The following is an 18,464-nucleotide window of genomic DNA, read 5'->3' as shown; positions in this document are numbered from 1 at the left end:
CTACAGCCTCACACATATACCCGACTTAAAGTGGTAATCACCGCCTGCAGCCCCGAACCCGGCAGCACCCTGGCCGAAGGCGAACAGGCGTATTTCCGGGACATCTACGTACACTCGAAACTGCTGGTGGTGGACGACGTGTTCAGCCTGCTCAGCTCCGCCAATATCAATACCCGCAGTATGCACACCGACTCTGAACTGGGACTGGCCGCGCCGGATGCGGAGTTGGCGAAGACTTGGCGGGAGGAGTTGTGGAAGTTGCATGTGGGTAGATCGTTTAGTGGTGGCAATGGACGGTGTGACTCGGCGAGAAATTTTAAAGAATGGAATCATGTCATGGATAAAAACTGGGAAAGTAAAAACAAAAATGAACCTTTGATGGCTCATCTAACACGTTTTTGGGATGTGGAGACACCTTATGCCAAAGCAGTTGATTAAAGTCATAGGCTTTTGCGCCTGTATTGTCTTACTTCTATTGAACGGAGCAGTTGCCGTGGCATACCCAATTTTTACCTGCGCCTATGAACTAGATAACAACCCGCCACTGGATCCACAGGCTGAGTCTTGGTTTCAACAAGCGCGCACTCTAGAAAAAACGCGCGGGGTTAAGGATTGGAAAAAAATAGTGGGGCTTTATGAGCAAGCCATTGCCAAGGATCATTGGAAAGCCATGCACAACTTGGCCGGCCTTTATCGTACGGGTTGGCCCGGAAGGCCTGGCGTTGAACAAGACACCGGCAAGATGCTCGATCTCTATGAGCGCATGGTTAAGCTTAAAGTGCCACTGGGTTACTATAACTGGTCCGTTATTACCGAGCGTGGAAAAGGAGTGTTAAAGCCTGAGCGAATGGCTGCTTCATATCTTTTTCAAGCGGCACAATTAGGCAGCCCATTAGCACAAGTTCAAATAGGTCAATATTTTGCTTATGCGCTGCCGAGACACAAACAAGATGACGACATGGCCGAACGTTACTATCGGTGCGCAGGTGCTCAGGAAGACTCAGATGCAATCTTAAAAACCGCAAGTTTCTACGACACGGCCAAGAACAATAAGCCACGCTCACTTTTCTATTATCAACGCGCAGCGTCTTTAGGAAACTCAATCGGATTCAACTATCTGATAGGAGTATTCAAACCAATCCCCAGGCCCATCCATAACTTTGGATACAAACCAGACGAAAAGCTCTGTGCGCTTTATTCAAGCTTATCCAAACAACTTGATGAAGACCCCAGACTACTCTTCCCCAACCTCATGAAAGACCACCCTCTCCCCCCACACCCGACCCAAGGCTTCGACGCAGAACACCCGGACCGCAGGCCGGAACTATAAGCAAACCGTCATGAACGCCGCCCCCTGCTCTTCCCTCCCCGCCAACCATCACCACAACCCCTTCCCATCAGCCCAAAAAAAGGGGGCGATCAGCGATCGCCCCCCAAGCGTGCTACCACGAGAAATTCCTACAGTGTCAGTTGCCCACGCTCCTCATCGGTCAGGCGCGCCCGGGCCTGGTCGCTCAAGGGGCCAGCGCCCAGGACCTGCACCGGGCTGTCGGGGTTGTAGCCCGGGCCGCGGCTGGCTTCTTCGCGCTGGCGTTGCACCGGCTCGGAGCCAAAGCCCAGCACTTCCACGGTGACGATCGAGGCCCGGCCCTGCTTGGCCGCCGCCTGCTGGTTGCGGGCGGCATCTTCCGCGGCCTGGGACGCGGCGGAGCCGGCGGCGCTGGCCGAGGTCATGGCGCCGGTGTTGACGGTGGCGCTCACCGGCACTCCGGAGGACTTGCCCTGGGTCTGGATGTTCGCCGCGTTGACCACACGCAGCGCGGCGATGTTGACGTTGCCCGACACGCGAATCCCCGCCTCGCCGGCGTCGATGGTGCCCAGGGGCGCGATCAGGTCGATGTCGCCGGCCGGCACCTCGGGAATCGGGTTGAGGGTAGCGATCCCCGCCCCGGTGCTGGGCACCGACGGCGACAGGCCGACATTGCCCCAGTTGTCATAGACCCGTTTGGGCGGGGTGTAGACCACGGTGGTCTTGGAACCCCGGCCGGCGTTGATGTCGCCGGCCGCCGACCAGCCCATGATCGAGCCGCCGAAGGTGGTCATGATCCGGCTCTGGCCCAGGAGGATGCTGCCCAGGGAGTACAGCTGGATGTCCCCCGCGCCCTGGGTGATGACCCCCGCCGACGCCGGTGGCGCGGTGCCTTCGATGCCGAAGGTCTGGTTGCCGCCCGGGGTCAGCATCTGGATATTGCCGCCAAAGTTGGTGTGCACCCCGGCACCGCCGAACAGGGTGATGTCACCCTTGTAGGTGATGGGGTTGCCGGCCACGTCGCTGCTCGGGAATAGCGCGGCAATCGCCGCCCGACCCCGGGCGTAGCTGCCCTGGCGCACACCGCCTTCCTGGTTGTACTCGCGGCCGGCGGCCTTGAGCTCGGCGAAATACACCTCGCGGGCGAACACCCGCTGCTGCTCGGCCGGCAGCGCCGCGTAATAGGCCCGGGCCTGGGCGCTGTCGCCGACGAAACCGAAGCGCGCGCCCAGCCAGCCCAACAGTTCGCTGTCATAGGTCTTGGCCACCTTGCCAGCCGACAGGCTCTCGCCGGGCTGGGCCAGATTGGCCGGCTCCAGGTAGGCCGCGACGAAACGGCGGAAGTCCGGGCCGTTGGCGCCGAACCCGGCCTGCATCACGATGCTCGCCCCGGGTCGGCTGTCCCCCGGCGCCACGGCGCCGAGGCTGGTGACGCTGACCTTGTCCTCCATCAGGATGTTGCGCCCCGCCGTCAGCTCCAGGGTACCGGGGCCGGCGACGTTGAAGCTGCTGTAGAGGATGTCGCGGCCGGCACTGACCACCGAGATATCGTTGGGGTTGTCGTGCACGAACAGGTTGCCGGCAAAGCTGTAGCCGCCGAACTCCTTCTCGCCGCCCGTGGCACCGCCCAGTGGCGTGCCGCTGCTGACGATATCGCGCCCGGCCATCATCCACACCGGGCCTGCGCCGGCATGGTAGGTCTGCCCGTTACGCGGATCTTCCATGGTGGTGATGGTCAGTCTGCGCCCGCTGTTGACCCCCAGCAGGTCTCCGCTCAATGCATAGAAGCGCGCCGGCTCCTGGGGGTTGCGCCACTGCAGGCTGGCGCTGTCGGGGCCAAAGGCGAACAACGGCGAAACGCCGATCTTGACCCGGCTGCCGTCGCTGGACAGGTTGCCACTGCCCAAGACCTCGACGCCGTTGAGGAAGCCGACGAATGCCGGCTTCCAGATCGTCGCCAGGCTGTCCGGCGCCGCGCTGGAGCGGCTGATGCTGAGGTCGCCACCGTAGATCGAATTGCCCGCCAGCAGTTGCAACTGCCCCAGGTTCGAAGGCGCCAGCACCAGAGCCCTGAGAGGCCCCAGGTTGCCCGCGTCCATGACCGAGGCCCGGCCGTAATACAGGCTGCCGCTGGCGGCGACAGCGCGCAATGTCGCGGGATAGACCGCCGCCATATCGGTTTCCGTGGTCTGGGTCAGCGGCGTGAGGTTGCCCCCGGCGGAGAACAGGTCCACCGCCGTGCGTTCGCTCCACAGGCTGAACCAGCTTTGCCCGATGCCGTTGACCGCCCCGCTCTTGAAGGCTTGGGCATTCATCTGCGGAGCACGCCCCGGGTCGGCCACATCCTGTAGCACCAGGTCGCCGCGGGTGGCCAGGCTGAAGGTGGCGTCTCCCGGCAACAGGCTCAAGCCCCCGGTGGCGATGGCCGAGGTGGCGCGAAGTGGCTCGTAGGCGCGGACCTCGCTCGGGCTCTGATCCACCCGCTGGTTGCCATAACGCAGGGTCAGGGCGCCCAGGGCGCCGCCGCTCAGTTGGGCATGGCCGCGCACATCCACCAGGGCGCCATTAAGATGGCCCTGGGTGATCTGGCTGCCCGGATTGAGCACCCCACCGACCCGCAGGTTGAGATCGCCGCCCCCGGTCAGTTGCAGGCTGCCATCGGCCGCCACCCGCCCGGTGCTGCCTACCGCCAGCACCAGCCCCTGGCTGCGGGGGCTGATGTTTTGCGCCATGGAGTCCGCCGCCAGCGGCCGGAGGATCCCGCCGTCGCCCCCGACCTCGACATTCAGGTTGCCGCCGCCCAGGGTGCCGAACCCGGTGAACCCCAACAGCTGGTCGGCGGCGCCCTGGTTCATGTTGGGGGCGTAGGAGCCGAAGTTGATCCACCAGGCGGTGGCTTGCGCCTGGCTGCCGCTCACGCCGTTGCCCTGGCGCCACAACCAGTTGCCGACGTTGGCCGAATCCTGCCCCAGGTCGCTGTTGACCGGGCGCTGCTGGTTGCTCGTCGCCAGGCTGGTGATGTTGCCGGTCAGGTTGCCCCCCACCTTCAGCAACAGGTTGCCGCCACCGTCCGGGTACCAGGCACGGTACAGGCTGTCGGGACCGCCATTGACCAGCTTCTCGTTGCCTCCGGCGATGTTGCCCAGCACCTTGTCGTTGCTGCCCAGGGCCCGTGGGCGGTTGTAAGGGTCGTTGGCCGCGGTGCCGGTGGAAGAACTGCCCGCGGTGTAGACACCAAACAGCGACTCCATGCTCAGGTTGCCCGCGGCCAGCAGGTCGAGGTCCGCCGCCCCGGTACGGATCACGCTGAAGCGGGTGCTGCCCCCCGCCAACAGGGTGTACTCATCGCCCCCCGAGGCGCAGTACCCCAGGTAGTCCTCGCAGATGCCGGGATAGGCTTCGTCGAAATCGATCGGCTGGCCCACCCGGCTGTCGTCGCCGAACCATCCCAGGGAGCCCTCCTCGGTCCAGACCAGGGTGCCCTGGCCGAACATCCCGTAGTGGCTGTCGGCCAGACGCAGGTGGCCGCTCAAGGGCTTGGGCTGCAGCAGGCGGCTGTCGGCGGCCTCGGTGTCGGCCCCCGCCACCAGGCGTATCGACCAGGACTGGGCACCTTCGGCGAGCATCGGCGCCACCGCCCAGTTCTTGCCCTGGCGGCCGGAGTCCTGGGCCCGCAGTTGTACCGAGGTCGCGCCCCCCGGCAACTTGACGTCGGTGCCCGCGGGCAACAGCGCGCCACGCAGCAGCGGCTTGTTGCCACTGAGGGTGACCATCTCCCTGCTGCCCAGGCGCCCGGGCAGTGGCACGCCCTTGGGCCAGGTCAGAGACGCGACGCTGGCGTCGCTGCCCAGCAGGTAACCGGCATCCAGGGTGCTGCCGGCAGCCAGGGTCTGGCCCTGGCTCAAGAGCGTGCCCGCGGCGAACAGCACATTGCCCGAAGCGTCGCGCACCGCTGCCGCCAGCACGGTCCCCGCCGGCAACACCAATGGCTGATTGAGGGTCGCCGCCACCGGCAGGCGGGTGCCCGCCGGCAGGGTCTGGGCCTTGATCGGCAGATCGAAATTGAGGATCGAGCCGGCCGGGAAGCGGCTGCCATCGGCCAGGGTCACGCCGGTGCCCGGCACCACCTGGACGCCGCCGGTGTAGTCGATACCGGCCAACAGCACCCAACCGTTGTCATCGTCGGTCGGCGGCGGTGGCGCAAAGCCGTCGTTGATGCTGCCGTAGATATTCAGGTCACCGCCGGCGCGCAGGGTCAGGCTGCCCACCTCGCCCGAACCGTAGACATTGTCGTCCTTGCGGGTATGGGGATTGAGACTGGCGTAGCGATAACCGGACAGATCGAGATCGCCCTGCACCACCAGATCGCCATCCGCGGTTTTGCTGACGATCTCCACCCCGGGCCGCAGGTGCAAGGCATCGGCGTAGGTCGCGTTGTTCAGGCCGGCGAGCTTGTTCTGCAGCAGGTCGCTGTTCTGCAGCGCGGCGTTGATGAACGCCGTGCTCAAGTCATGTTTCTTTGTCAGATAGTCCTGGGTGATTTCCTGGTAGGGACGACCGCTGACGGCGTCGTTCTTCTGCGGCGCATCGTCATAACTGACCATGCCGTTGACCGCGATCGAACGCGCGCCCCGGATATCCAGCCGGCCACGGGCGTCGATGTCGATGTCGTTGCTGCTGCCGTCCGGCTTGAACAGCCGCGGCGCATTCAGCTCCAGGGTGCCGCGGCTGCGGCCGTCGTTCTGCCCCGCGGCGCTGCCCACGGCCACGTCGGTGCCATGGCGCAGGTCGATGCGCGCGCCATCGGCCAGGGTCAGCCGGCCCAGGCCGGAGCCGAGCACCACCGTGGCACGGTTGGGCGAGTCGATGATCTTGCCGTAGCTGTCCACCCGCAGCCGGCTGCCGTGGGCATCGAGCACCGCGCCGGCCTCCAGGGTCAGGCCGTTGCTCGCCGCCAGGTTGATGCTCCCGACCCGCTCGCCGCTGGCGTCGATCAGGCCATTGACCCGCAGGCTGCCGTGGTCCACCGAGACATTGACGCTGTTGGCCTTGACCCCGTTGCCGATGCTCAGGTCGCCCTGCTTGAGCTGAAAGCTGCGCGCACCAAAGACCTGGCCCTGGTTCAGGCGCTGGTTGAGCGCGGCGAACTGCTCGTCCAGGGTGCCGCTGCCGCCCAGGCGCTGCGCCTGGATTTCCACCGCGCCCCCCAGGTACGGCACCTGGGTGCCGCCGGCATCGTAAGAGCCGCTGCTGGCGCCGAGGAGCTTGCCGGCCAGGTCCACCTGCCCGGCAGCACTGTCCAGCGCCACCGCCCGCAACTTGCCGGCCTGGTTGTTGCTGGCCGAGAGATCGATGGTCGCGCCGGCCGCCTGCAGTACATTGCCGGCGCGGCTTTCCAGCAGCACTTCGCCACCGGCGCCGTAGCGGGTCAGGTCGTTGAAGGCAATAGCCCGGCCCGCCACGTCGATCAGCGAGCCGTCGGTCAGGCTGACATCCCCGCGAGCCCCCAGGGTCACCTTGCCGCTGGGCAGCACCACGGCGCTGGCCAGACGGATGCTGTCGCCCTGCAGGGACAGTTCCGCGCCCTGGCCATTGGCGGTGCCACGGGGCCCGGCCGAGGCGCTGATATCGATGGCGCCGCCGGCGGTGATGCGGTTCACCGAGCCGGCCTCGCCGGTCATCAGCGGGGTGAGGATGTTCAGGTTGCCGCCGCTGTAGGCAAAGCCCTTGACCGGGTCGTAGGCGCCCTGGCTCTGGTAGACCGCGAGGCTGCCCTTGTGGTTGGCGGTGATGCGCTGGCTGGCGTTCAGGTCGACGTTGGCAAAACCCAGGGCCAGGCGGTCGAAGGTTTGGGTCGAGCTGGGCTGGGCAAAGGCGCCATAGCCGAACTCGATGCGCTCGGCGTTGACCTCCAGGCGCCCGCTGCCGGTTCCGGCGCCTCCGGCCACCACCGCCCCGGCGGGCGTCTGCCCCCCCTGCCAGATCAGGTTGGCGGTGTGGATGCGCGCCACGTCGCTGGCCTCCCCGGCACCATAGATCGCCGGGGTGGAGAGCATCAGGTTGCTCAGCAGCGACTTGCCGGTCAGCGGGTCATAGGTGTCCAGGGTGGTGCTGCCATAGAAGTTGAACGCGTCGCGGGCCGAGAGCTGCAAGGTTTCCAGGGCCGGCGCGCCGAACCGGGTGTCGCCGTGCAGCAGGCGGTCGAGCACTTGCTGGGTCAGGGTCATGCCGCTGGGCAGCCGGCCGCCGGCCGCCGCGGCCGCCAAGGCTTCGGGGCTGCCGACATTGATCGTGTTCAAGCCCAGGTTCAGATGCCGGGTGCCGTAGCTCAGCTGGTCACCCAACTCGAAGTTCCTGTCGCTCAAGGCAACGATGCTGCCTTCGGAGTACAAGGCGGTCTGCCCGCTGCAAGGCGGGCTGGCGCAGCTGCCCAGCTTGATGCCGCCGCTGGTGCCTGAGGCCTTGCCCTTGTTGATCACATTCAGCAGGCCGTTGGACACCGCCAGCACGTTGGCCATCTGGTAGGTGAAACCGTCACGCGCGTCGTAGCTGGCCTTGCCCCGGCCGATGCTGTTGATCGAGGCGCCCTGCTCCACGACGATCGCCCCGGTATTGCTCACCAGGAACACTTCAGGGGCGGCCAGGGTCGCGCCCTCGCGCAGGGTGATCGAGCCCTTGGCGGCATTCAGGCCCTCGGCCAGGGTGATGAAGTTGCCGGGCTGGCCATACTTGATCAGGGTCATGCCGCCGAGCATCAGGTGCGCGGCGCCCAGAGCATTGAGGCTCTCGGCCTCCAGGGTCACGCCGGCGAAACCGCTGGTGGCCGACTTGCCGGCCGCAACCACCTCGATATCGCCGTTGCCCATGTTCAGCACCGCCACGGTGCCGCCGTAGCCCCCGGCAGCGGCATCGAAGCGGCCGATGCCCTGGAAGGAGAAGGCCTGCGCACCGGCCCCCGGTTGCAGGGCCAGCTTGAGGGTCTTGGCATCCACCGGCAACATCGGCCGCGGCACCCCGAGCTTGGCCGCATCGGCCAGGGCAAATTGGGCGTAGCCGGTTTCGTTGTATTGCGAATAGCGGCGCAAGGTGTCGGCCGAGGTCAGGATCAACTGGCTGGCGACGCTGTTGCTGATTCCGGTATGGGCGATCGACAAACGCCCGGCGGTGGACCAGGAGCCATTGCGCAACTGCTGTGTGGCGCCTTCGCTGCCCAGCCCGGCCAGGCCATTGATCTCGACCCGGAAGGCTCCCGGCATCAGTGCATAGGTGGACGGCATCAGGGTGTAGGTGCCCGCCGCCAGCCCGGGCACCCCGGCGCCGATGCTGATCTGCTGGCCGATCAGCGGGTCCACCGCGCCACCCTCCGGCGCCACGGGCGCATAGCCCGGCTGCACCCCGGGGACAATGGCGTAGATCGGGTTGCTGCCCAGGCCCGGGAGGACAAAGCTGCCGTTGGCGCCAATCTGCACCAGCGGGCTGTAGCGGGCATCGGTGGAGCCGCCGCGCCCGGAGACGAACCCGGCGCCCAGCAGCTCGCCGCCGCCAGACAGGTCCACGGTGGCGTCGGGCAGCACCTGCACCGACTTGCCACCGAGGATCACCCCGACGCTCAGGTCGCTGTTTTCATTCGCCAGGGAGCCCTGGCCGAGGAAGGTCACGGTCTTGCCGTTGTACTTGTAGATTTGCCCGTCGACCGTGCCGCCGTAGGGCAGCACCAGGCCCTTGCCGCTGACCGAGGTCAGGCTGCCGGGCAGCAGCTCGACCTTGCTCGAGCCCTGGTTGCCGATCTCGATCAGGCCCAGGGGCGCGCGCACCACCCCGCCCTGCTTGATGGTGGCGGCGCCCAGTTGCAGGCGCCCGAAAGCCGAATAGGGCACCGCGCTCTGGCCGTTGCCGGTGCGGCCGATGGTCAGGGTCCGCGCAGGGTCGAAGTTGATGCTGACGCCCGAGGCGTCATTGAGGTAGCCGGCCAGCACCCGGGCCCCGACCTCGGTGGCCGGGTACAGTTGCGCCGCCCGCAGGGTCATGTCGCCGTGGGTCAGCAACTGGGTGCTGATGCCCTTGGCGATGACGTCCGCGCCGGCACCGGCGAGGAAACGCAAATCGCCCTGGCTGGTCAGTTGCACGTCATCGAAGCCCCGACGCTCGACACCGACCAGGCTGCTGTCCGCCTGGATCAGGTTGCCCTTGCTGCCGAACACCACGTTGCCGCGCACATCGATCAACTGGGCGCTGGCATTGAACCGGGCCTGGGTGGCCCGTTGCGACGGCGTGCCGGTGGAGACCGGGCGCAGGTACTGGTCCTTGGCCTCCGGCGGCGCGAGGATGCCTGCCAGCAGCAGGTACGGCGCCGACATGTTGACCCGGGAGTTGGCCGCGGCGCCCTCGCTCAGGTTCAGCGCGCCGCTGTACAGGCGCAGGCTCTGGCCCATGTTCAGCGACACATCGCCGTCAAAGCTCAGCAGGCCGTTGCTCAGCAACGCCAGATTGTCGAAACCGCCGGCGCGGACCTGATCCACCCCGAGGCGCCCATGACCATATTCCAGGCCCGCGGCCGCCGCCTCGGCACTGTCCGGCAACGTGCTGCCCTGGTGGACCTGGCTGAGCACCAGTTCCCGCGCCTTGAGCACCCGGTCGTTGACCGCGTTCTTGATGTAGTACGGGCTTTCCAGGGCCAGGGACAAGCTGCCCCCCGCCGCCCCGGCGCCGCCGGCCCGGGCGACGAAGCTGCCGTCCAGGTACAGGCCGTTGTTGGAGGCGAAGCTGATGCTGCCACCGTTGCTGACCACCTGCACCCGACCCTGGCCGGGAATGTCCAGGGCCGCCTGGGCGCCGGAAGCCTCAAGGCGCGCGCCCTCGCGCACCACCACGAACAGGTCGCTGGCCTTGGCGATGCCGGTGGCCAGGTCGATCTCGCCGCCGATGGCGATCTTGCCGCCATCGCGCACCTGGCCGTAATGGCGCCCGCGGTTGTCCACCGCGCTCACCGCCCGCGCCGCAACGTCGATCAGCGCCTGTTCGCCAACCCAGATCGACCGCCCATGACCGGCGGCATTGGCCGCTTCGGCGCTGGCCGGCGGCAGGCTCAGGCCACCGAGGCTGACGCTGCCGCCCCAGGCATTGAGGGTGCCGTTCATGGTCAGTTGGCCGACGCTGCGCAGGTTGATCGCCTGCCCCGGGTCGACGCTGATCACCGCGCCCTGCCCCACGTTCAACGCGGTGCTGGCCAGTTGGGCAGCCGTGGCGTACTGATTGCCGGCGCTCAGGGTCAGCCCGGCGCCACGGCGCTGGGTCAACACGCCCTTGAGCGGATCCTGCTGGTACAGCTCCGGCAGCCAGCGTTCCAGCACCGTGGCCGGGTCGCTGCCGGTGGCACTGCTGCCGGCCTGGGCCCCGATGCGGTAGACCGGCAGGTTGACCTCGACCTTGGCGCCGTCGGCAACGGTCAGGCCTTCGTTGCCGGTGATGTCGTAGGCGCCGAAGCCCTTGTTGAAGAAGCCCTCGGCCAGTTGCAGGGTGCCGGCTTGCGCGGCGACATCCTTGGCACCGATCAGCACCTTGTGCGCCTGCAAGGCCAGGGTGCCGCCGCCGTTGACCCCATAGCCGCGCAGCTCGCCGTTCAGGTCGAGCTTGCCGTCGGCGGCCAGGGTCACGTCGCCGCCCTTGCCGCCCGTGGCCTTGCCGTCGTAGCCGAGGTTGGCACCGGAGCTGGCGTCCACCAGGGTGCCGTTGCCCAGGTTGAGGTCGCCGCTGCTGCGCAACGACAGCTTGCCGCCGTTGATAAAGGCCAGGCCGCTGTTGTCCGCAGGGTCCAGGGCCAGGTTGCTCCAGCGCCCGGACACGTCGAGCTTGACCCCGGCGGCCACATCGACCCGGGCCTGGGCGCCGCCGCTGGGCGCGAGGATCACGTCGCCGACCACGAAGTTGCGGTTTACATCCACCTGCTTCAGCACGTTGCCGGCGTTGAGGCTGCCGCCATGGGCGGTCAGGTTGGCATTGAGCTGCACCTGGGGCCCGAACAGGGTGATGTCGCCACCGTCGGCCACCTTCAGCGCGCCGTTGACCTGGATCTGCTGCTTGGCGCCGACCTTGATCGCCCCCAGCTGGAAACCGTTGAGCTGATCGCTGTCGAGCACCAACTGGCCCTGGCGATTGGCCGGCAGGGCCGTGGCGAGATCCAGGCCGTCGGCGATCTTCTGCTGGTTGCCGGCGATCAGCACCTGATCGGTGCTGGCCCCCAGGGCATGGCCCAAGGTGCCGGTGGTCTTGTTGTAGATCGGCGTGTAGTTGCCAATGATCAGTTGCGCGCGCTGGGCCGCGGCCTTGTGCGACTGCTGGTAGCCGTCGAGCTTGACGTTGGGCGCCTGGGTCTGGCGCTCGCCCTTCAACACCTCACTGATCAACTGGCCTTCGAGCACCGCATTGCCGGTGCCGATCACCAGCTTGCCAGCGTCGCGGCCCACGGTATAACCGGCTTCGTAGCGGCGCTGCTGGGCGATCAGCGGGTTGTAGTAGTAATCGGTGCGGCCCCAGCGCGGGCTGCTGTCCACGTAACCCTTGTAGATACCGGTGTAGAGCAGGTCCCCCGGGGACCGGGAGAGTTCGTACAGGCGCCCGTCCACGCCCTTGAGCCAGGTCTGCTGGATGTAACCTGCCTGCACGTCGACGGTGCCACCGGAGAGGTTCAACTGGGCGCCGGACTGGGTCACCACGTCCTTGCCGGTGAAGGTCAGGGTGCCGCCCTGGGCCATCCACTCGCCGATATTGTGGCCCTGGGTGCCCAGGTAGCCGCCCACTTCCAGCAGGCCACCGGCGGTGTACCAGCGGTCGGTGGCGTAGCCGTTGGTGCCGGCCGGGACGAACACCAGCTCGCGCAAATCGACCCAGACATCGTTGTTGATCAACTGGCCGCTGTCGCGGTTGCCCGCCGAGTCGCGCTGCTCGTTGCCCTGGACGTTGATCTTGATGGTGTTGGACTCCATCGCCACCTTGACCCCGACCGCGCCGGCGACATCGATCACCGCGCCGTCGCGCACCAGGCTGCGCTGCCCGGCGCTGACCGCCACCTGGCCACCGGTGGCCAGGGTGATGGAGCCGTTCTGGAAGTCCACGGTGCCACCGCTGACGATCTCCACTCGCGACTGGTCGCTGCGGTCGGCGACGCTGCTGAGGTTGTTGAACTGGCCGGTGATCAGGTTGGTCGGGGTGCCGTCGAGGTTGATCTGGCCATTGTTGCGCTGGCTGTCCAGGGCGGTGCTGCCACTGCTGTCCAGCAGGATCGCGGTGGTGCTGCCCTGCCCCAGGGTCACGCTGCCGGTGCCGTCGCTGGCGGCATTGAGCAAGTGAATCGTGCCGCGGGTGTCCACCGAGGTGCTGGCCAGGGCCACGCCGTTCTGCTGCACCCGGTGCCCGGTGAGGGTGATGTCGCCGGTCGACGCCATGATCAGGCCGCTGTTGCTGACGTTGCCGGCGCTGCTGCCGGGCTTGAGCGCGGTGGCGACTTCATTGCCGCGGGTGGTCGAATGCTGGTTGCCACTGGTGCCGACCCCACGGCGGATGTAGAAACTGTCACCCGCGGCCAGGGTGGTCTGGCCCTTGGCGGTGACGATGGTGCCGGCGTTCTCCACCTCCGCGCCCAGCAGCAAGGCGTAGCCACCGGATTCGGTGGAGCTGGCCGCCGGGTGGGTCTGGATCAGCGCGCCGCGCTGCACCTGGACCTTGCCCAGGGCGTCGGTGAAGGTCGGCTGGGTGCCGTTGGCGTCGACATAGAGCCCGCGCTGGGTGAACTGCTCGTCGCTGATGCTGGCCGCGGCGGCCACCAGGTTGCGCACGTTGACCTGGCTGGTGCCGCTGAAGATCACCCCGTTGCGGTTCATGATCATCACCGTGCCGGCGCCCTTGATCTGGCCCTGGATCTCGCTGGGCCGACCGTTGGGGTCATTGACCTTGTTCAGCAGCGCCCAGTTGGACTGCTGCTGGAAGTCGACCGTGGTGTTGCGCCCGACGTTGAAGGTTTCCCAGTTGAGGATGGCCTTGTCGGCGGTCTGCTCGATGGTCACCGTGGTCTTGCCACCGGACTGGCTCTGCACCGGCCCCTTGGCGTTGATCCAGCCCTGGGTCAGGCTGTTGTCGACCTTCAGCCCGCCCTGGCCGAGGCCATCGGGAATCTGGCTCACCGTGCCAAACGCCGCCTGACGCGCGGCGGCCTGGGCCGCCTGCTGGGCGGCGATGGCGGCGACCGTGGAATTGAGGTTGCTCAAGGAACGCTGCAACTGCTGATTGGCCCGGGTCTGCTGCGACAGCGGTGGAATCCCCGGCACCTGGCCGCCGGTGCGCGCGGCCGTAGCGGCCTGGGACGCGCCCTTGTCGGCGAACCAGCCGGAGCTGAAGGCCGTGGCGCCATGGGCGCTGCCGGCCATCATCAACAAGGCGATGGCATGGGCCAGGGGCTTGAGCCGCAGGATCGGCAGTTCGCCGTCATGGCGCATGGCTGGGGATTTGACCGGTGGTTTGCAGCGAACCATTACTACTCATCCTTTGTGATGACGCCCAGGGGTGCGCGACGCTTGTATGGCCCAGGGCACGCGTCACTGCTTCAGGGAATAGGCCGTTGGCGCGGGGCGCGACCGAACGGATGTCACGGAAAATTCATCTGCGGGGTGTAAGTGCCGCAAAAAACAAAATCAGCAACGGCCGGAGCCGTTGCTGATCGGGTGTTGCAGACAGCCCAAAGGCCGGTTTACTGCGGACGACCAATGTTGTTGCAGACGTTGCTGTTGCCGATGCTCAGGCCGTTGGAGGCGGTCAGGAAGGTGGTGCGGATCACGCCCTTCCAGGACGCCGGCAGTGGCACGAAACGGTTGGCCTGGATGGCGTCGTCGTTGTTCGACGAAGTGTTCTGGCCGTAGTGACGGGCGAAGAAGTCACGCACTTGGCTGGTCTGAGTGGCGTCGGCGTAGCACTGGCTGAAGATCAGGTTGGTGAAACCCAGGATCGGGTAGCCGCTGTCCGGGTAAGGCACGGTGCCCGCAACGCCGGCCTTGCCAAAGACCGGAACCCACTTGTCCGGATTGGCACGGTCCGCCAGGGCTGGGATCGCGACCCCACCGATGGCGGCGGAAACGTTGCCGGGAGCCGGCGAGACACCGGCGACGCGGGCGACCTTGGTGGCATCGTCCAGGCCGGCCAGGGTCGGCGCGGCGTAGTCCGGGCTCATGTAGGTGATGCGGCTGTCGGCGGCGTTCAGCGCGGTCATCACGCCCTGGCTGCCGGTCGCGGCCACAGCACCGGCAGGCAGACCGCCGGTGTAGCTGGAGGCGAAGGTGGTGGTGACGTTGAAGGTGCCGGTCTCGGCGCACTTGGCGTTGAGGAAGCGGGTGAACAGCTCGGTGGTGCCGCTGCTTTCGCTACGGTAAACCACGGTGAGGGGGCCGGTACGGCCGGAAGACGGGATATCTTCCCACTTCGACAAGCGCCCCGAGAACACGCCACACAGCTGATCGACGCTAAGGTCAACGGCGGTGGCACCGGCCTTGTTGAACGGAATGGCCACCGAAGTGGCCACCGAAGGCACCTGGATCAGCGGGCCCCAGGCAGCGTTGTGAGCCGCGGCGTAGTTGGACAGCTCGGTGCTGCTGAGCTTGGAGTCGCTACCGGCCCAATGCACGTTCTTGCCGGTAGTGCCGGCCACGAACTTGGTGTAATCGTTGTTCAGGAAGGCAGCCTTGCCATTGCCGCTGCCTACGCCGATGTAGGGAGCGAAGCCGGCGGTCAGTACGCCAGCGGTCTGGTACAGCGGTTGTGGCAGGGTGGCGCCACCGCCGTTGATATCAGCCAGGGCAGCCTGTGCCGAGCACAGGGCTGCCAGGGTCAGGGATGCCGCGAGAACGTTGCGCTTAAACATGAAGAATCTCCTTTCGTCGTGTTCGTACGTTGGGTGAATAGCGCTTGCATGACGCCATGGCACTCGGGCCAGAAGCCTTGATCCAGACGGCTTGATGGGTGAGGCCATGGGAAGAGAAGTTCGCAGTTTCCGGTGACAGATAAAGGAAAAAACCTCGGGAGAAACCGACTGTTTTTGCAAAAGATTCTCGGGTGTTCAGCAAGGGTTTTCCGGCCTTTGCCGGCAAGGTGACAGCAAGATTGCCCGAGCTGGCGCCGGCATCGCTCTGCAAGCGCCGAAGGTGGTGCAGACAGCGCCGGAACATGACAGAACAAGGAACCCGAGCTTGGCCGATTGCCGGGGCGGGAGTGAGGTAGGCAGCGTGAAATTTTCTGGCTGTCCCGCCCTGCGCTTCGGACCACACCTTCGCTACGCCTCTCGTAGGAGCCGGCTTGCCGGCGAAGGGGCCCGCGAGACCTGCATCGCCGGTGCCGACGCCTTCGCTGGCAAGCCAGCTCCTACGGACCGGGCCAGACCGGGCCGGACGGGGTCAGGTCGAATCGGGTTGTGTGGCTCAGGTCACCAGCTGGTTGATCTCGATGATCGGCAACATCACCGCCATGACGATCACCAGCACCACGCCGCCCATGACCACGATCATCAGCGGTTCGAGCAAGGCGGTCATGCCCATGGCCCGGCGTTCGATGTCCCGGGACAGGGTCTGCGCCGCGCGCTCCAGCATCGGCGGCAAGGCGCCGGTCTTTTCGCCGCTGGCGATCAGGTGGATCAGCACCGGCGGGAAGACCTTCTCCACCCGCAGCGCGGCCGCCAGGTTGGCCCCCTCGCGCACCTTGGCCGTGGCCTCGCTGACGCTCTGGCTCAGACGGTCGTTGGACAGGGTCTGGCGCGCCGCGTCCAGGGCCCGCAGCAGCGGCACCCCGGCGCCACTGAGAATCGCCAGCGTCGAGGCAAAACGCGCGGTGTTCAACCCCAGGACAAAACGCCCGAACAGTGGCAGACGCAGAATCCGACTGTGCCAGCTCAAGCGGGCCCGGGGGTTGCGCAGGTACAGCCGCCAGCCCCAGAACCCCGCCGCCATGGCGCCGAAACACTCAAGGCCCCAGGCACGAATGAAGTCGCTGGCGTTGAGCATGGCCAGGGTCAGCCCCGGCAGGTCCTGGCGCGCCTGGGAAAAGGCGCTGACCACCTGGGGCACCACATAGCTGAGCAGGAAGATGACGATAGCGATGGACACCAGCCCCACCACCCCGGGGTAGATGAAGGCGGTGAGGATCTTGCCCCGCAGGCCGTTGCGCTCCTCGATGTAATCCGCCAGCCGCTCCATGACCTGGGCCAGATCGCCGGACTCCTCGCCCGCGGCGATCAGCGCCCGGTAGATTTCCGGAAAATCCCGCGGTCGCGCCGCCAGGGCCTCGGCCAGGCGCATGCCGCTGCGCACATCGGCGCGCACCGCGCTCAGGGCCTGGGCGATGTGCTTGCGCTCGGCCTGCTCCACCGTGGCGCTGAGCGCCGCCTCCAGCGGCAGGCTGGCCCCCAGCAGGCTGGCCAGCTGGCGGGTGGCCCAGGCCAGGTCGTTGTCCGAGAGCCTGGGGCTGAATACGCCTCCGGTGCCAGTGGCGGCGCCGTTGCTGTCCAGTTGCACCTGCAAGGCGGTCAGGCCACGGCTGCGCAGGCTGGCGAAGGCCGCGCCCTGGCTGTCGGCTTCCAGGTGCCCGGATTCGATCTTGCCGAGGGCGTCGGCGGCTTCGTAGCGATAGCGATTCATCAGGCGTCCCGTGTCACACGTAGGATTTCTTCCGCGGCGGTGGCGCCGCTGCGTACCCAGCGCTCACCGTCCTCGCGCATGCTGAGCATCCCGGCCCGGCGCGCGGCGGCGCGCAAGGCCTGCTCATCCGCGCCCTGATGAATCAGGCTGCGAATGTCGTCGTCGATGCAGAACAGCTCATGGATCCCGGTCCGCCCGCTGTAGCCGATGTGATTGCAGGCCGGGCAGCCCACCGGGCGCCAGGTGCCGGGGTTGGCCGGATCCGCCGCCTTGCACTGGTTGCACAAGCGCCGCACCAGACGCTGGGCCAGCACCCCGAGCATCGACGAGGCCAGCAGGAACGGCTCCACCCCCATGTCGACCAGACGGTTGACCGCCGACACCGCGTCATTGGTGTGCAGGGTCGCCAGCACCAGGTGCCCGGTAAGCGAGGCCTGGACCGCGATCTGCGCAGTCTCCAGGTCACGGATCTCGCCGATCATGATCACGTCCGGGTCCTGGCGCAGGATCGCCCGCAGGGCCAGGGCGAAGGTCATGTCGATCTTGGCATTGACCTGGATCTGGCTGATGCCCGGCAGGTCGTATTCCACCGGGTCCTCGACGGTGAGGATATTGCTGGTGCTGGCGTCCAGCCGGGCCAGCGCGGCGTAGAGGCTGGTGGTCTTGCCGCTGCCGGTGGGCCCGGTGACCAGGACGATGCCGTGGGGCTGGTGGATCAGGGTATCCAGGCGCGCCAGCAAGTCCGGGTCCATGCCCAGGGTTTCCAGCTGCAGGCGCCCGGCCTGCTTGTCCAGCAGGCGCATCACCACCCGCTCACCGTGGCCGGTGGGCACCGTGGACACCCGAATGTCGATGGGCCGCCCGGCCACGCGCAAGGCGATGCGACCGTCCTGGGGCAGGCGTTTCTCGGCGATGTCCAACTGGGCCATGATCTTGATCCGCGACACCAGCGCGCCGTGCAACGCCTTGCGCGGCGACACCACGTCACGCAGGGTGCCATCGACCCGGTAGCGCACCACCGAGTGCGTCTCGAAGGGTTCGATATGGATATCGCTGGCCTCGTCCCGCGCGGCCTGGGTGAGCAAGGCGTTGATCATGCGGATCACCGGCGCGCCGTCCTGGGTGTCCAGCAGGTCGGTGATTTCCGGCATGTCCTGCATCAGGCGGTCCAGGTCCACCTCGTTCTCCGCGGCGCCGACCACCGCCGCGGCGCTGCCGGTGTCGGCGTAGGCCGTGGCCAACAGACCGTCGAGTTCCTCGTCACGGATCCGCTCCAGGCGGGCGGGGCCGAACTGGCGGCGGGCTTCGCCGATGGACCAGCCGGGGGTCGAGGGGCAGACCAGCAGAGTGGCGCCCTCCTCGCTGTGGCGCAGGAGAATGCGGTGGGATTTGGCCCAGGCGTAGGGGAGCTGGGGGGATTGGGGGGGCATTGTTTGGGGCTCCTGATTGGGGGTACATATCCGTTGCTGCGGTCACGGCGGCTGGCG

6 protein-coding genes are annotated in these 18,464 nt (G+C 66.8%); 2 read left to right on the top strand and 4 right to left on the bottom strand.

Annotated elements, in window-relative coordinates; translation table 11 throughout:
- Positions 1 to 30 precede the first annotated feature (30 nt).
- Both L1O02_RS14385 and L1O02_RS14380 read left to right on the top strand, forming a co-directional pair.
- Positions 31 to 438 carry a phospholipase D-like domain-containing protein gene (locus L1O02_RS14385; RefSeq protein WP_235760126.1) on the top strand — a complete coding sequence of 136 codons (408 nt, stop codon included), beginning with the start codon at positions 31 to 33 and terminating at the stop codon, positions 436 to 438.
- Positions 419 to 1,330, top strand: a complete 912-nt coding sequence (locus L1O02_RS14380; protein WP_108545406.1) for a tetratricopeptide repeat protein — start codon at positions 419 to 421, stop codon at positions 1,328 to 1,330. The genes L1O02_RS14385 and L1O02_RS14380 overlap by 20 nt, the downstream gene beginning before the upstream one ends.
- A gap of 128 nt (positions 1,331 to 1,458) precedes the next feature.
- Here the strand turns inward: L1O02_RS14380 and L1O02_RS14375 are convergent, their stop codons facing one another.
- The 4 genes from L1O02_RS14375 to gspE form a co-directional block, all read right to left on the bottom strand.
- A complete protein-coding gene (locus L1O02_RS14375; RefSeq protein ID WP_235760125.1) occupies positions 1,459 to 13,833 on the bottom strand; it encodes a filamentous haemagglutinin family protein in 12,375 nt (4,124 codons plus the stop codon).
- A 215-nt stretch (positions 13,834 to 14,048) separates the two neighbouring features.
- On the bottom strand, positions 14,049 to 15,212 hold the full coding sequence (locus tag L1O02_RS14370; RefSeq protein ID WP_060839528.1) for a substrate-binding domain-containing protein: 1,164 nt from the start codon (positions 15,210 to 15,212) through the stop codon (positions 14,049 to 14,051).
- A 553-nt stretch (positions 15,213 to 15,765) separates the two neighbouring features.
- Complete coding sequence (gene gspF, locus L1O02_RS14365) at positions 15,766 to 16,977, bottom strand: type II secretion system inner membrane protein GspF (protein ID WP_235760124.1); 1,212 nt, start codon at positions 16,975 to 16,977, stop codon at positions 15,766 to 15,768.
- Complete coding sequence (gene gspE / locus L1O02_RS14360) at positions 16,977 to 18,407, bottom strand: type II secretion system ATPase GspE (protein WP_108545408.1); 1,431 nt, start codon at positions 18,405 to 18,407, stop codon at positions 16,977 to 16,979. Before gspE ends, gspF begins: the two co-directional genes overlap by 1 nt.
- Positions 18,408 to 18,464: the final 57 nt, after the last annotated feature.

The organism is Pseudomonas sp. BC42, assembly GCF_021560055.1.
Lineage (GTDB): Bacteria > Pseudomonadota > Gammaproteobacteria > Pseudomonadales > Pseudomonadaceae > Aquipseudomonas.
The sequence above is the reverse complement of the archived record's forward strand: the minus strand, read 5'-3'. Positions and strand labels throughout refer to the sequence as shown.

Bases quoted from the DNA above. Each gene is read 5' to 3' on its own strand.
- L1O02_RS14380 (WP_108545406.1), top strand. From the start codon at position 419: ATGCCAAAGCAGTTGATTAAAGTCATAGGCTTTTGCGCCTGTATTGTC.
- L1O02_RS14375 (WP_235760125.1), bottom strand. From the start codon at position 13,833: ATGGTTCGCTGCAAACCACCGGTCAAATCCCCAGCCATGCGCCATGAC.
- L1O02_RS14370 (WP_060839528.1), bottom strand. From the start codon at position 15,212: ATGTTTAAGCGCAACGTTCTCGCGGCATCCCTGACCCTGGCAGCCCTG.
- gspF (WP_235760124.1), bottom strand. From the start codon at position 16,977: ATGAATCGCTATCGCTACGAAGCCGCCGACGCCCTCGGCAAGATCGAA.
- gspE (WP_108545408.1), bottom strand. From the start codon at position 18,407: ATGCCCCCCCAATCCCCCCAGCTCCCCTACGCCTGGGCCAAATCCCAC.